13 protein-coding genes are annotated in these 13,639 nt (G+C 69.2%); 7 read left to right on the top strand and 6 right to left on the bottom strand.

The annotated features are described in order from the left end of the window. Genes SRAA_RS11205 through SRAA_RS11220 form a run of 4 tightly spaced genes read right to left on the bottom strand, consistent with a single transcriptional unit; the run spans nucleotide 1 to nucleotide 5,679 of the window. Entirely contained in the window at nucleotides 1-1,839 is a 1,839-nt protein-coding gene (locus SRAA_RS11205; protein WP_045532787.1) for a patatin-like phospholipase family protein, read from the bottom strand. Between the two features lie 36 nt (nucleotides 1,840-1,875). After that, nucleotides 1,876-3,063 (bottom strand): tRNA 2-thiouridine(34) synthase MnmA, encoded by a 1,188-nt coding sequence (gene mnmA / locus SRAA_RS11210; protein ID WP_045532789.1) that lies wholly within the window; start codon nucleotides 3,061-3,063, stop codon nucleotides 1,876-1,878. A 28-nt stretch (nucleotides 3,064-3,091) separates the two neighbouring features. Beyond that, the gene (locus SRAA_RS11215) at nucleotides 3,092-4,381 is read right to left on the bottom strand and encodes a J domain-containing protein (RefSeq protein WP_045532791.1); all 1,290 of its coding nucleotides are present in this window, start codon (nucleotides 4,379-4,381) and stop codon (nucleotides 3,092-3,094) included. Between the two features lie 2 nt (nucleotides 4,382-4,383). Beyond that, complete coding sequence (locus SRAA_RS11220; protein WP_029462749.1) at nucleotides 4,384-5,679, bottom strand: glutamate-5-semialdehyde dehydrogenase; 1,296 nt, start codon at nucleotides 5,677-5,679, stop codon at nucleotides 4,384-4,386. Between the two features lie 161 nt (nucleotides 5,680-5,840). On the opposite strand from SRAA_RS11220, the gene SRAA_RS12815 reads away from it, so the two are divergent. The 4 genes from SRAA_RS12815 (at nucleotide 5,841) to SRAA_RS11240 (ending at nucleotide 9,184) form a co-directional block, all read left to right on the top strand. After that, nucleotides 5,841-7,688: a methyl-accepting chemotaxis protein gene (locus SRAA_RS12815; protein ID WP_029462748.1), complete on the top strand. Its 1,848-nt coding sequence runs from the start codon at nucleotides 5,841-5,843 to the stop codon at nucleotides 7,686-7,688. A 226-nt stretch (nucleotides 7,689-7,914) separates the two neighbouring features. Next, entirely contained in the window at nucleotides 7,915-8,187 is a 273-nt protein-coding gene (locus SRAA_RS11230) for a CopG family ribbon-helix-helix protein (protein WP_029462747.1), read from the top strand. Then, nucleotides 8,175-8,486 carry a type II toxin-antitoxin system RelE/ParE family toxin gene (locus tag SRAA_RS11235; RefSeq protein WP_029462746.1) on the top strand — a complete coding sequence of 104 codons (312 nt, stop codon included), beginning with the start codon at nucleotides 8,175-8,177 and terminating at the stop codon, nucleotides 8,484-8,486. Before SRAA_RS11230 ends, SRAA_RS11235 begins: the two co-directional genes overlap by 13 nt. Then, on the top strand, nucleotides 8,483-9,184 hold the full coding sequence (locus SRAA_RS11240) for a fumarylacetoacetate hydrolase family protein (RefSeq protein WP_045532792.1): 702 nt from the start codon (nucleotides 8,483-8,485) through the stop codon (nucleotides 9,182-9,184). The genes SRAA_RS11235 and SRAA_RS11240 overlap by 4 nt, the downstream gene beginning before the upstream one ends. Before the next feature lies 1 nt (nucleotide 9,185). Here the strand turns inward: SRAA_RS11240 and dacB are convergent, their stop codons facing one another. Both dacB and SRAA_RS11250 read right to left on the bottom strand, forming a co-directional pair. Beyond that, entirely contained in the window at nucleotides 9,186-10,772 is a 1,587-nt protein-coding gene (gene dacB / locus SRAA_RS11245; RefSeq protein WP_144318758.1) for a D-alanyl-D-alanine carboxypeptidase/D-alanyl-D-alanine endopeptidase, read from the bottom strand. Nucleotides 10,773-10,906: 134 nt separating this feature from the next. Beyond that, nucleotides 10,907-11,164: a type II toxin-antitoxin system Phd/YefM family antitoxin gene (locus SRAA_RS11250; protein ID WP_029462743.1), complete on the bottom strand. Its 258-nt coding sequence runs from the start codon at nucleotides 11,162-11,164 to the stop codon at nucleotides 10,907-10,909. Nucleotides 11,165-11,298: 134 nt separating this feature from the next. On the opposite strand from SRAA_RS11250, the gene tsaB reads away from it, so the two are divergent. Genes tsaB through SRAA_RS11265 form a run of 3 tightly spaced genes read left to right on the top strand, consistent with a single transcriptional unit; the run spans nucleotide 11,299 to nucleotide 13,636 of the window. Further along, nucleotides 11,299-12,174, top strand: coding sequence for a tRNA (adenosine(37)-N6)-threonylcarbamoyltransferase complex dimerization subunit type 1 TsaB (gene tsaB, locus SRAA_RS11255; RefSeq protein WP_045476666.1), 876 nt, complete (start codon nucleotides 11,299-11,301; stop codon nucleotides 12,172-12,174). Next, complete coding sequence (locus tag SRAA_RS11260; protein WP_029462741.1) at nucleotides 12,171-12,731, top strand: GNAT family N-acetyltransferase; 561 nt, start codon at nucleotides 12,171-12,173, stop codon at nucleotides 12,729-12,731. Before tsaB ends, SRAA_RS11260 begins: the two co-directional genes overlap by 4 nt. Beyond that, the gene (locus SRAA_RS11265; protein ID WP_082040047.1) at nucleotides 12,728-13,636 is read left to right on the top strand and encodes a uracil-DNA glycosylase; all 909 of its coding nucleotides are present in this window, start codon (nucleotides 12,728-12,730) and stop codon (nucleotides 13,634-13,636) included. Before SRAA_RS11260 ends, SRAA_RS11265 begins: the two co-directional genes overlap by 4 nt. The last annotated feature ends 3 nt before the right edge of the window (nucleotides 13,637-13,639 follow it).

Genomic DNA, 13,639 nt, shown 5'->3' on the forward strand with positions numbered 1-13,639 from the left:
TCAGGCCGGCGGTACCGCCGCCCCCGCAGCCTGCTGCTCCAGCACCTCGCGCGCGTGCTGCTCGCCTTGGCGCACGATGGTGTCGAACTGGTTCCACTGCAGCAGCCCGATCTTGAGCAGCGGCGGGTTGAGGTAGAGGTCGCACTGGCGGCGCGATTCGGCCTGGCGCGACACGCTGTAGAGGATCGAGACGTTGAGCAAATACGACACCAGCGAGGGCAGGCGGTAGCGCTGGCGTGCGCGCGGGCGCAGGCGGTCGAGCAGCAGCGCCCACGGGCCGGGTATTTCGTCAAAAGTGAGCCGGCGCGTGCTGCGTGCACTCAAATCGACGCCGATTACGCGCCGCACGCCGCGCTGCAAGCGCATCACGTTGACGGGGAAGTTGTTGAAGGTGCCGCCGTCGCACAGCAGCTCGCCGTCGCGCACCACCGGCGGCAGCGCGCCGGGAATAGCCAAGCTGGCGCGCAGGGCCTGGCTGAGGTCGCCTTGCTGCAGCCGCAGCTCCTGCCCGCGCGAGTAGTTGCTGGCGATGCAAAAAAAGCCTTTCCACAGATCGACCGCGTCGGCCTGGCCGCCGGTGAGCTCGTGAAAGGTGCGGTCGATCAATTTGCGCACCCGGCCACCGCGGATGAGCGAGACCAGCGGCAGCCAGTTGTAGTCGCCGGTGGGGTTGATGCGAAAGGCGCGCCGGGCGCGCTCGATGGTGGGCTCGACCCCGGCGTCGGCGGCGATCAGGGCGGCCATGACGGCGCCGATGCTGGTGCCGCCCACGCAGTCGATTTCGATGCCGCGCCGTTGCAGCTCTTTCCAGACGCCCAGATGCGCCAGCCCGCGCGCGCCGCCCCCGGCCAGCACCAACCCGGTGGCGTTGTGGCTGAGGATGCGCGCCAGCCGCTGCATGTCGCGCTCCAGCGCCGGGCGCAGGTTCAGGTGCGCGCCCACCGGGCGCCGATCGATCCAGCGCCGCATGCCGAGCGGCGATTTGAGCTCGGCCGGGTGCAGCAGCAGCAGGGTTTGGTTGGGTTCGCTGGTCTGTTGCAGGGCGCTCAGGCAGGCGTGCTCGATGGGGTGGATTTGCGCCGGCTCGCTGGCCTGGGCCAGCAGCAGGATTTCGTCGGCGTGGCGCGCACACAGGCGGCTCCAGCCTTCGTCGGCGCTGTCGCCGAGCATGAGCACGAAGTCGTGCTGGGTTTCGAGTGCGTCGAGCACCTGCGCGCAGGCGGTGTCAGAGGCCAGGCCGTGCTGTTGCTGCGCTTGGGCGCGCACCTGGGCGGCCCCGACACAGCAGGCGCGGCCGTAGGGTGACAGGGCAAGGCGCAGCTTTTCGGCCAGTTCGGTGGCCTGCACGTGGGCGGTGATGGGCAGCAGGCAGAGCATGACCGGGGCCGTTTCGGGCCGGCTGCTGTGCTGCGTTTGCAAGCGCTCGATGATCTGGCGCGTGAGCGCAAACGAGGCTTGCGGGTAGCGCTGCACCAGCTCGTGGAAGTGCGCTTTTTCAAGCCGGGCCAGCACGCTGTGGCGCAGCGCGACCACGGTGGCCGAGCGCGGGGCCTCGCTGTAGAGGCCGATTTCGCCCAAAATCTCGCCGCGCCCCAACTCGCGCACCGCGCGCCGCGCGCCCTCGGGGCCTTCGACGTACACGCGCAGGCGCCCGCTCAGGCTCAGGTAGGCGGCATCGGCCACCTGCCCTTGCTGCATCAGCACCTCCCCGGCTTCGAGCTCGACCCATGTGAAGTGCGCGCACACGGCGGCCAGCACCTCGGGGTCCATCTCGCCAAAATAGGCTTGCAGGTAGTGGCCTAGGCGCTCGCGCCGCTGTGGGTGTTCGTCAGGTGGCATGGGGGGTCTCCGCTGGGCCGAAAACTGCAAGTTTAATCAAATTTGCGAATCCCCGTCGACTTTCCAGGTGGCAGCGCCGGAGCCGTAAATCACCCCGCCGCCCAGGCACACCTCACCGTCGTACAGCACCGCGCTCTGGCCGGGAGTGACGGCCCATTGGGGCTGCTCGAAGTGCAGGGCGAAGCGCTCGTCGGGGGCGCCCTTGGTTGCGGGGGCGGGCTCGAAGCGGCACGCGGCATCGGCCTGGCGGTAGCGGGTTTTGGCGCCGTAGGCACCGGCGGGCGGGGGTTGGCCGGCTACCCAACTGGGGTCGCTGGCTTGCAGACTGGGCGCGAGCAGCCAAGGATGATCGTGCCCCTGCACCGCCCACAGGGTGTTGTGGGCCATGTCTTTGCGCGCCACGAACCAGGGCGCGTGGTCGGCGCCGCCTTGGGTGGCCCCGCTTGGCTTGAGGCCGCCGATGCCCAGCCCCTGGCGCTGGCCCAGGGTGTAAAAGCTCAGGCCCACGTGCTGGCCGATGGTGCGCCCGTCGGGGGCGCGGATGGGGCCGGGGGCGTGTTGCAGGTAGCGGCCCAAAAACTCGCGAAAGGGGCGCTCGCCGATGAAGCAAATGCCGGTCGAATCTTTCTTTTTGGCGTTGGGCAGCCCGATTTCGGCGGCGATGCGGCGCACCTCGGTTTTGCGCAGCTCGCCCACCGGAAAGCGCGTGCGCGCCAGTTGCGCTTGCGTCAGGCGGTGCAGGAAGTAGCTCTGGTCTTTGAGCGGGTCCAGGCCCTTGAGCAGTTGGTAGCGGGCGCTGGCGGCATCGAAGCGCACGCGCGCGTAGTGCCCGGTGGCGATCTGCTCGGCCCCCAGGCGCAGGGCATGGTCGAGGAAGGCCTTGAACTTGATCTCGGCGTTGCACAAGATGTCGGGGTTGGGGGTGCGGCCGGCCTGGTATTCGCGCAGAAAGTGGGCAAAGACGCGGTCTTTGTATTCGGCGGCAAAGTTGACGTATTCGATCTCGATGCCGAGTACGTCGGCCACGCTGGCGGCGTCGAGCCAGTCCTGGCGGCTGGAGCAGTGCGCGCTGCTGCCGTCGGGGCCTACGTCGCCGTCATCATCTTCCCAGTTTTTCATGAAGATGCCGATCACTTCGAAGCCCTGCTGCTTGAGCAGCCAAGCGCTGACGGCGGAATCGACTCCGCCCGAGAGCCCGACGACGACACGGGGTTTGGGGTTCATGGGCTGATGCTCCGGCAAGCCAAAGGCCTCAGCCCCAGGGGTCCAAGGCGGCCAAGCGCTGATCCAAGCGCTCGGCTTCGCGCACTAGGCGGCGCTGCTCGTTCAGCCAAGGTTTGAGGGTGGGCAGGGCCTCGACCTGTTGCAGGTCGTGCTGCATGGCGTCGATGGCGGCTTCCAAGTCTTCCAGTTGGTCTTGGAGCATGTCGTGCAAGCTGGTGGGGCTGAAAGCGATGTAGGGCGGCAGGCCAAATTCGGCGCACCAGCGCTGCTGGCTGGCCTGGCGATCGCGCTCGAGCGCGGCGGCCTGCTGTTTGAGCAGCAGCGTGAGGCTCTTTAGGCGCTGCTCGCCCACGCGCTCGAGGTGTTCCGGGTCCACCAGCTCGGCGCGCCATTGCAGCTCCAGCAGGGCCACCAGGTCGCGCTGGGCGTAGGCGGCATTGACGGCGCTCATGAGCGCGTGCTTTTGTGCCACCTCGGCGGCGTCGCTGGCGCGGTCGGGGTGCAGCGCGCTGGCCAACTGGCGGTAGAGCAGGCGCAGCGTGGCGTCGGCGTCGGCCAGGTGGGCGGCGGCGGTTTCTTGGGCGGCGCTGGGTTTGCGGCGCGCCTGGCGCTGGGCGCGCTTGGCCTTTTTGAGCTCGTCTTGCTCGCTCAGGCGCTGGCGCAGGTGGTCGATGGTGGCGTGCAGCGAGGCGTCGGGGTTGTCGGGGTCGAAGGCGGGCAGCTCGGTGTCGAGCGCGTCGGCAAAGTCTTGCTGCAGCTCCTGGTGCATGGCTTGGGCCCGCTCGCGCCGCTGCTCAGCCAGGGTTTGCGGGCTGCGCCGGTCGTGCAGGGCGGCCATGTCGGCATCGCCTGCGAGCGCAAGGCTGTGGCTTTGGGCAATCACGATCTGGCGCAGCAGCGCCAACTGAGTCGGGCTTAGGCCCTTGCGCGCGCCATCAAACCAGGCATCGAGCGCGTGCACCATGCGGCGGCGCAGCTCGGTTTCTTGCTGCTGCAGCGGGGCCAGGCGCTGGGCGCACTGGGCGCGGTGCGCCAGGCCCACGGCGTCCAGCGTTTGCAACTGCTGGCGCAGGCGCTCGATGCGCTCGCGCTCGCGCTCAAAGGCCTTGCCCGCCGGGGAGCGCAGGCGCTGCCCCGGCGCTTGCACGCGCAGGCCGGTGGCGGCACTGGGGGCGCCAGCGGGGTGGGCGGCCGCAGCGGCTTGGGCCGGTGGGGCGGCGGCGGCTTCGTCGAACAGGCTGGGCTGCTCGGCAAAGCGCGGGTCGGGTGCGCTGGTGGCTGCGCTGGCTTGGGCGCGGGAGGGCTTGCGGGGTGGCATGGTCAGACGCGCACCTGGCCTTCGCCCAGCACCACGTACTTGAGCGAGGTCAGGCCCTCGACCCCGACCGGGCCGCGAGCGTGGAATTTGTCGGTAGAAATGCCGATTTCGGCCCCCAGCCCGTACTCGAAGCCGTCGGCAAAGCGGGTGCTGGTGTTGACCATCACGCTGCTGGAATCGACCTCGCGCAAAAAGCGCTGCGCATGGCCGTGGTCGGTGGTGAGGATGGCGTCGGTGTGGTGGCTGGAGTAGCGGTTGATGTGCGCAATGGCTTCGTCCAGCCCCGCCACCAGCTTGATGCTGATGATGGGGGCGAGGTATTCGGTGCTCCAGTCGGCCTCGGTGGCGGGGCTGAGCAGGGGGGCGGGGCTGAGTTGGGTGGAGGACTGGAGAATCTGCAAAGACTCGGGGCAGCAGCGCATTTCCACGCCCTTGGCGGCAAACACGGCGCCGATCTGCGGCAAAAACTCGGCTGCAACGGCGCGCGCCACCAGCAGGCTTTCGGTGGCGTTGCAGGGGCTGTATTTTTGCGTTTTGGCGTTGTCGGTCACTTTTAAGGCCAGCGCCAGGTCGCAGGGGTGATCGACGTAGGTGTGGCAGTTGCCGTCGAGGTGCTTGATCACCGGCACCTTGGCTTCGGCGCTGATGCGCTCGATCAGGCCCTTGCCGCCGCGCGGGATGATCACATCCACATACTGCGGCATGGCGATGAGCTGGCCCACGGCGGCGCGGTCGGTGCAGGGAACGAGCTGCACCGCGTCGGGCGGCAGACCGGCTGCGCCCAGCGCCTGCTGCACCAGCGCGGCCAGGGCGCGGTTGCTGGCTATGGCCTCGGAGCCGCCGCGCAATATGGCCGCGTTGCCGCTCTTGATGGCCAGCGACGCGGCTTCGATGGTGACGTTGGGGCGGCTCTCGTAGATCATGCCAAAGACGCCGATGGGCACGCGCATCTGCCCCACGCGGATGCCGCTGGGCTGCTGCTGCAAACCGCTCACGGTGCCGATGAGCTCGGGCATGGCGGCCAGTTGCTCGCAGCCCAGGGCGCAGGTTTCGAGCGCGGCCGGGCTTAGGCGCAAGCGGTCGAGCAGCGGCTCGGCCAGTCCGGCGCTGCGCGCGCGCTCCAGGTCGAGCGCGTTGGCGGCTTGCAGCGGCTCGGTGTGGCTGCGCAGCAAAGCGGCTAGGCCGCGCAGCGCGGCGGCCTTGCGTGCGGCGCTGGCGCAGGCCATTTGGGCGGCGGCGGCGCGCGCCTGCTGGCCCATGCGGTGCAGGAGTTCGGGGGTGTAGGCGGGTGCATCCATGGGGGGATTTTCGCATCAAGGCGGGGGCGGGGGTGCGTGACCTTGGGAATGGGGGAAATGTCGTTTTTTTCATGCAAAATGCCAGCGGTGGCATCCAGCCGATGCTTGGCCTTGGCGCCGACCGTTTTTCACCTCATTGCCCCACAACCACGAGACTGCGCATGAACCTGCTGCAAGACCTAAAAATTGGCCCGCGCTTGGGCTTGCTTAGCGCCGTTTTGCTGGCGCTCATGTTGGCGCTGGCGGTGGTGGGCTTTGTAGCCACCGATCGGATGTACGTGCAGGCCGAGTCGCTTTACCAAGAGAGCGTGCTTTCGCAGGCCAAGCTCAAAGACATGACCTACATGGTGCAGCGCAACCGGGTGCTGGTGATGGATGCGCTGCTCGACCCTGCGCCCGAGAACGTGCAGGCGCGCAACACCGAGCTGCGCGCCAACCTTCAAAAAATCAACCAGATCTGGGAGGAGCATCTGGTGGGCGAAAAATCTGCCGCTGAACAGCAGGCCGATGCCGCCTTTGCCACGGCGCGCCAAGCCTATGTGGCGCAGGGGCTGCTGCCGATCATGGATGCCATATTGGCCGGGCAGCCCGAGCAAGCCAAGGCGCTGTACCAGGCCCGCATGAGCGATCTGCAGCGCGCGTTCACCCCCACCCTAGACGGGCTCAAAGATGTGGAAAACAGCTTGGTGCAAGAAAAGTACCAAGCCATCAACGCCACCAACCAAGCCGTCAACGTGATCATGATCGCGGGCACCCTGCTCGGGCTGCTGCTGGGTGGTCTGTTGGCTTGGGCCATTGCGCGCTCGATCACACGGCCGCTGGAGCAGGCGCTGCTCGTGGCGCAAACCGTGGCGGCGGGCGATTTGAGCGCGCACTTCGAGCCCAGCGGGCACGATCAGGTGGCTGAATTGCTGCGCGCCCTGGCCGCCATGAACGCCAGCTTGGCGCGGGTGGTGGGCGAGGTGCGCACCAGCGCCGACTCGATCAGCACCGGGGCGAGCGAAATTGCCAGCGGCAACGCCGATTTGTCGCAGCGCACCGAGCAGCAAGCGTCTAGCCTAGAGCAAACCGCGGCCAGCATGGAGCAGCTCACCGCCACCGTCAAGCAAAACGCCGAAACCGCGCGCGCCGCCAGCCAGATCGCCGCCGGGGCCAGCGCCGCTGCCGAGCAAGGTGGGGCGGTGGTGGGCCGGGTGGTGGGAACCATGCAAGAGATCAGCGCCAGCAGCCAAAAAATCGCCGACATCATCGGCGTGATCGACGGCATCGCTTTCCAGACCAACATCCTGGCCCTGAACGCCGCCGTGGAAGCGGCGCGCGCGGGCGAGCAAGGGCGCGGCTTTGCCGTGGTGGCCTCCGAGGTGCGCAGCCTGGCCGGGCGCAGCGCCGCCGCAGCCAAAGAGATCAAGGAGCTGATCGGGGCCAGCGTGCAGCGCGTCGAGCAAGGCTCGCAACTGGTGGCGCAGGCCGGCCAGAGCGTGGGCGAGATCGTCTCCCAGGTCAAGCGCGTGACCGATTTGATCGCCGAAATCAGCGCCGCCAGCAACGAGCAGTCCGAAGGCATCGGGCAGATCGGGCAAGCGGTGCAGCAGCTCGATCACGCCACGCAGCAAAACGCCGCGCTGGTCGAGCAAAGCGCGGCCGCATCCGAGAGCCTCAAGGGCCAGGCGGCGCATTTGATCGCGCTGGTGGGCCAGTTCAAGCTGGACCAGGGCGATGTGGGGCGTGGGGCAGGTGGTGCAGCGGCCCCGGCGCGCACGGCGCCAGCACCCAGGGCCGCTGTGCCCGCTGCATACAGAGCCGCACCGCCCGCTGCATCGGCTGCCCGTGGCGCGGGTGCCGCATCAGCGTCTCGCGCTGCACCCGCGGGCCAATCAGGTTCCGCATCGGCGCGCATGTCCGCCCCGCGCCCCGCTGCGGCCCAAAGCCGCCTCGCGCCCCCTGCGCGTGCGCTGCCTCCCACCGCCAAACCCAAGGCCGAAGCCGAAGGGGACTGGACTTCGTTTTGAGGGGTGGTTTTGTTGGGCGGGGAAGCGCCCCGGCTCCCACTCGAGCGCATTGGTTGGGCTGTGGTTGTTGGGCACGCAGACCAGCAAGGCGCGGCGCTTGGTGGTGGTGTCGCGCTAGGCCTAACTTGCGCGACAAGCCGGGGCAGCTTCAACGCAAAGGGCTGGACTCGGCGAAAGGAAAGAGTTACATTAGTACTTGGTGTTACTACGTGATAAGAGGCCCGCTATGGCAACGTCTCTCAAGATTGACGACACACTGAAAAGTCGTGTCCACCATCTGGCCGGCCAGCGCCGCCGTTCGCCGCACTGGATCATGCTCGAAGCCATCCAACAATACGTCGAGCGCGAGGAAGCAAGCGAGCGTTTCAAGCAGGAAGCCTTGACCTCTTGGGCGGCCTACAAAGAAACCGGCCGGCATCTCACCGGCCAAGAAATGCGCACCTGGTTGAACACCTGGGGCACCGAAGCCGAAAGGGCGGTGCCTGAGTGCCACAAGTAATTGTTACCGAGGGCGCAGCCGAAGGCTTGGAGCGATGCCGGAAGTTCCTCGCCGCCAAGGCCCCGGATGCCGCCAGGCGGGCCGGACAAGCCATAGAGCGGCAATTCCTGCTGTTGGAAACCTTCCCCGACATCGGTCGGCCGTTCCCTGACATGCCCGAGCTGCGCGAGTTGGTGATTGCCTTCGGGGACTCCGGCTATGTGGCGCTGTATCGCCATGAGTCCGCCGACGATACGGTGTATGTCTTGGCATTCCGGCACCAGAAAGAGGCGGGCTACTTAAACCAACCCAAACCATGAGTAACTACCTTTTCGCCCCCCCGCCCGTCACCGCGCTGCCGATTTTGGGCAGCCCGCAGCACTTTCCCGTGAACCGGCTGTTTTTTGTCGGTCGCAACTACGCCGCGCACGCCGCTGAAATGGGTTTTACGGTGGACAAGGCGCGCGAGACGCCGTTTTATTTCACCAAGTCGGCCAGCGCGCTGACCCCGAGCGGCAGCACCCTGCCCTACCCGCCCGGCACGGCCAACTTCCACTACGAAGTCGAGCTGGTGGTGGCGCTGCACCGGCCCGGTTTTCGGGTGGCACCCGAGCAGGCGCACGAGCTGATTTACGGCTACGCGGTTGGGCTCGACATGACGCGGCGCGACCTGCAACAGGCAGCGCGCGAGCTGGGCCGCCCGTGGGACTTGGGCAAGGACGTGGAGCACGGCGCGGTTTGCTCCGAGCTGCTGCCGCTGCCGGGGCAGGTGCTGGCACCTGCGGCGATCGGGCTGCAAGTGAATGGCCAGACGCGGCAATCGGCCCGCACCAATCAACTGATCTGGAGCATCCCCGAGCTGATCGCCGACTTGTCGCGCTTTTACCACTTGCAACCCGGCGACCTGATCTACACCGGCACCCCCGAGGGCGTGGGGCCGGTGCAGCCGGGCGACCAGTTGCGCGGCTGGGTCGAGGGGGTGGGCGAGCTGAGCGTGGCGATTGGGCCGGTGGCTTGAATCAGCGCTGCCGCGGGGCCGTTGCGCTGGCGGCCCACTGCACCAGCGCATCGAGCGCCGGGCGGGTGGCGTGGGCGTTGGTGTGGTTGACCAGCGCCACCAGCACCAGCCGCGAGCCGTCGGGGCGGTGTACGTAGCCGGCCAGGGCTTGCACGTCGCGCAGGCTGCCGGTTTTGAGGTGCGCCAGCCCCGCACCCATGCGGCTGCGCCGCAGCGTGCCGTCGAGCCCGCTGGCCGGCAACGAGGCCATCAGGTCGGGCATGGCGTGTGAGGCGTAGGCGTGTTGCAGCAGCCGCCCCAGCGCCAGCGCGGTGGCGCGGCCGTCGCGGCTCAGGCCCGAGCCGTTGCCCACTTGGGGCAGGGGCAGATCGGGGCCGAAGCGCGCCAGCCACCAGGGCTGCAGGCGCTGGCGCGAGCGCTCGAAAGTGGCGGCACCGTCGCCCTGGCTGAGCGCGAGCAGCAGGTGCTGGGCCATGACGTTGTTGCTGAACTTGTTGGCATCGCGCACCACTTCGGCCAGCGGGGGCGACTCGAACACCAGGCGTTCGGTGGCGCCGGCGGGCACGCTGCCTTCGCGCACGCGGCCATCGAGCCGGCCGCCACTGGCCAGCCACAGCGCCTGCACGGCGCGCTCGGCCATGCGGCGCGGCTCGGGGTGCGCCAGCGGCCAGTGGCGTACGCCGCAAGCGGCCGGGAAACCACCGCCAAAACGCGGCTGCAAGGGGTGGGTGAAATCGGCACGCAGGGCTGCGCGCCAGTCGCCGCAGGCGGCTGCGGCCTCTGTTGCATGGGCTGCGCTTGCACGATGGGCCGCTGGTGTAGCCTGTGCCGGTGTGGCGGGTAGGAGCGGCACCGTGGCCGGCATCTGCACCCCGGCCAGCGGTGGCTCGGCGCTGATGCGCGCCACGCCCGCCGCCACATCGGGGCTGAAGCGCAACACCTGAGCGCGAAAGTTGACCAGCAGCGCGTCTGGCCCGGCGTTGTAGGCGCGCAGCGGCTCGTCGTTGAAGGCGGCGGGATCGACTTCGGGCTCGGCAAAGGCGCTGCGGTCGAGCACGATGTCGCCCGCAATGCGCTCGATGCCCAGCGCCTGCACCCGGTGCAGCAGCAGCCAGAGTTTTTCGGTTACCAAGGTTGGGTCGCCGCCGCCGCGCAGGTAGAGGTTGCCGTGCAGCACGCCGTCGCGCAGGGTGCCGCTGCTATAGACCTCGGTGCGCCAGACGTGGCCGGGGCCGAGCAGCTCCAGCGCCGCCAGGCTGGTGACCAATTTAAGGGCGGAAGCGGGGTTGAAGGGCTCGGTGTGCTGCTGCGCCAGCCAGGGCGCGGCACCGGGCTGCGCCGGGGCCACAAACAGCGCCAGCGCCTCGGGCGGCACGGCGGCGGCGCGCAGCGCGTTGGCCACGGTGGGGGGCAGGGTGGTGGTGGCGCTGCTGAGGGTGGTGCTGGCGTTGGGTGGGCTGGTGGAGGCTGCTGGGTGGGCTGATGTGGGCGCCGCCCACGCTAGGCTGCTGCACAGCAGCAGGCCCAGACCCAGGGCCAGCGGGTGCTGCTGGGGCCAAACGGTGCGGGGGGTGGTCAAGGGTGGCATGGTGCATTCTTCCCGGATCGTGCATTGAGAACGCCCGCATTTCGCGTCCTAGGGTGCCGATGCGAGACGGAAGTCGGTGCGCGAGTCTGGGGGCAAATTAGGGTGGCTTTGGCAATCCCATGCACATGGCTGAATCAGACTTGATCCAGCACGACCCGACGGCGCGACCGACCTCGGTTCGGCAACACCATATCCGCGCGGGCGTGATCGGAAAGCAGCAGCTGCTTGAGAGTGGGGCGGGCCGTGGCCTGCAAGCGCTGCCACTGCCCAATGGGTACCAAAACGGCCGCTTGCGCACCCCTTTGGGTCACGATTTGCGGCCCCTCGTCCAAGCAGGCCTGGAGTAAATCGTTGAATCGCGCTTGGGCATCCTGAACCGGCCACGTATGCATAGGGCACCTCTTGGTAACAGCACACTGCCAGTTTAGCAGCTACCCCGTTGAATCGGCACCATGGCACCATGGCACCCGCACAAGGCCAGCGCCGCCCAAGCGGCAGGGCCGATCAGGCAGGATAATCGAAAGCCATGAACCCGCCTAGCTACACTTCGCCCGCCTGCCCGCCCAGACCGGCGGCGCGGCGCGTGCTGGCGATCGAGACCAGCACCGAGCGCCTGAGCGTGGCGCTGGGCCCGGCCGGTGGCGCGGCGCTGGCGGCCTACGAGGGCGAAGGCGGTGCACAGGCTTCGGCCACGCTGCTGCCGCGCCTGCTGGAGCTGCTGCAGGGCTTGGGTTGGCGTTTGGCGGAGCTCGATGCGATCGCTTTTGGCCAGGGGCCGGGGGCTTTTACCGGCTTGCGCAGCGCCTGCGCGGTGGTGCAGGGGCTGGCGCTGGCGGCGCGCCCGGGCGGGGTGCCGGTGCTGCCCATCAGCACCTTGCTGGCGCTGGGCGACGAGGGCTGGCACACTGGATGCGCCCGGGGGCTGTGGAGCGGGGCTGTGCCAAGGGCTTTGCTAGGGCAAGGGCAGGCCCGGCCTACCCGCTTGGTGGCGGCGCTGGATGCGCGCATGGGCGAGCTCTACGTGGCCGAGCTGCGTTGGCGCGGTGGGTCGGCGGGCGACGCAGGCTGGCGCCTAGAGGGGGCACCGCGCCTGTGCGCGCCCGAAGCGCTGCCGCTGGAGTGGCTGCAAGACGAAGCCGGCGCAGCCACCTGGCTGGTGAGCAACGCGCTTGAAACCTATGCCGAGCGCTTGCCGCTGCCGTGGCGCACGGCGCCGCAGGTGCCGGCCTGGCCGAGCGCGGCGGCGCTGCTGCGGCTGGCGGGCTGGCATTGGGCGGCGGGGCTGGCGGTGGCGGCCGAGCAGGCGCAGCCGCTGTATGTGCGCGACCAAGTCGCGCTCACCACCGCCGAGCGCGCGGCCTTGCAGGCGCAGCGCCTGGCTGCGCAGCCGGGGCCGCCATGAGCCACGCTGCGCCGCCGGGCTGGCACTGGGCCCCCATGCAAGCCGAGCACCTAGAGGCCGTGTGCGCACTCGAGCGCCGCGCCCATGCGCACCCGTGGAGCGAGCGCCAGTTTGCCGAGGCCCTGCAAGCCGGGCACAGTGCGCAACTGCTGCTTCGGACTGCGGCGAGCCCACCAGATAATCTGCCCGACCCGGAGGATTTCACCCTGCCCGACGGCCGCCTGCTGCTGGGCTACTGGGTGGCGCAAGCGGTGCTCGACGAGGTGCATCTGCACAACCTGGCCACGGCGCGCCCGCGCCAGGGTTGGGGCCGTTTGCTGCTGCAGCGGCTGATTGAAAGCGCCGAGGCCCAAGGGGCGCAAACGCTGTGGCTGGAAGTGCGTGCCAGCAACCAGCCCGCGCGGGCGCTCTACCAGCAGGCCGGTTTTGCAACCGTGGCGACGCGAAGCGGCTACTACCCGGCCGAGGGCGGCGGCCGCGAAGACGCGCTGCTGCTGCGCCGCTGCCTGCATGCGCTGCCCGTGGCCACACCGCCCGCACAGTCGGAGCCCGCATGAGCGCCCCCGCACCCGACCCTGCCCCCGCACTGGCCGCCACCCTGGTTGCCCCGGCGCGGCCCCGGCTGAGCCCGCGCCAGAGCGCCATGCTGGCCGAGATGGGCGTGCGGCCGTGGTGGCAAACCGCAGCCAAAGCCGCACCCGGACCCACTGCAGCGGCGCCAGCGCCCGCACGCCGCGCCGAGCCTGCAGCGCGTGCTGCTGCGGCGCCAGCCCTCCCGGTGGCCGCCACCTCCAGCGCCCCGGCAACCGCCGCCCTTGCCCCCCACACGAGGCCCGCGTTCCCTGCAACCGCCCCCGCCCCCGACTGGGACGCACTGGAGCAGCAAATCCGCGACTGCCAGCGCTGCCCCTTGGGCGCGCAGCGCCAGTGCGCCGTGCCCGGCATGGGCGACCGGCGGCCGGACTGGCTGCTGGTGGGCGAAGCGCCGGGCGAGGAAGAAGACCGCCAGGGCTTGCCTTTTGTGGGCCGCGCCGGGCAGTTGCTCGACCGCATGCTGGCGGCGCTGCAGCTGCAGCGCGAGCAGCGCGTCTATATCGCCAACGTGATCAAATGCCGACCGCCACAGAACCGCAACCCGGCCGCGGACGAAATCGCCCACTGCACGCCCTATCTGCTGCGCCAGGTGGATCTGCTGCAGCCCAAAATCGTGCTGGCGCTGGGGCGTTTTGCGGCCCAGACCCTGCTGGCCGAGGGCGGCTGCCTGAGCGCCGAGGCGCTGCGCGAGCTGCCGCTGGGCAAGCTGCGCGGGCGCGTCTATCAGGCCAGGCTGGCGGGGCGGGTGCTGCCGCTGGTCGTCACCTACCACCCGGCCTATCTGCTGCGCAGCCCGGCCGACAAGGCGCGCGCCTGGGCCGACTTGTGCCTAGCGGCCGAGGCGCTGGAGCAAAGCCCCAGCCCCTGAGCC

The organism is Serpentinimonas raichei (genome assembly GCF_000828895.1).
GTDB lineage: Bacteria > Pseudomonadota > Gammaproteobacteria > Burkholderiales > Burkholderiaceae_C > Serpentinimonas > Serpentinimonas raichei.

Coding starts and splice junctions, on each gene's coding strand:
- SRAA_RS11205 (WP_045532787.1), bottom strand. CDS start 1,839: ATGCCACCTGACGAACACCCACAGCGGCGCGAGCGCCTAGGCCACTAC.
- mnmA (WP_045532789.1), bottom strand. CDS start 3,063: ATGAACCCCAAACCCCGTGTCGTCGTCGGGCTCTCGGGCGGAGTCGAT.
- SRAA_RS11215 (WP_045532791.1), bottom strand. CDS start 4,381: ATGCCACCCCGCAAGCCCTCCCGCGCCCAAGCCAGCGCAGCCACCAGC.
- SRAA_RS11220 (WP_029462749.1), bottom strand. CDS start 5,679: ATGGATGCACCCGCCTACACCCCCGAACTCCTGCACCGCATGGGCCAG.
- SRAA_RS12815 (WP_029462748.1), top strand. CDS start 5,841: ATGAACCTGCTGCAAGACCTAAAAATTGGCCCGCGCTTGGGCTTGCTT.
- SRAA_RS11230 (WP_029462747.1), top strand. CDS start 7,915: ATGGCAACGTCTCTCAAGATTGACGACACACTGAAAAGTCGTGTCCAC.
- SRAA_RS11240 (WP_045532792.1), top strand. CDS start 8,483: ATGAGTAACTACCTTTTCGCCCCCCCGCCCGTCACCGCGCTGCCGATT.
- dacB (WP_144318758.1), bottom strand. CDS start 10,772: ATGCCACCCTTGACCACCCCCCGCACCGTTTGGCCCCAGCAGCACCCG.
- SRAA_RS11250 (WP_029462743.1), bottom strand. CDS start 11,164: ATGCATACGTGGCCGGTTCAGGATGCCCAAGCGCGATTCAACGATTTA.
- tsaB (WP_045476666.1), top strand. CDS start 11,299: ATGAACCCGCCTAGCTACACTTCGCCCGCCTGCCCGCCCAGACCGGCG.
- SRAA_RS11260 (WP_029462741.1), top strand. CDS start 12,171: ATGAGCCACGCTGCGCCGCCGGGCTGGCACTGGGCCCCCATGCAAGCC.
- SRAA_RS11265 (WP_082040047.1), top strand. CDS start 12,728: ATGAGCGCCCCCGCACCCGACCCTGCCCCCGCACTGGCCGCCACCCTG.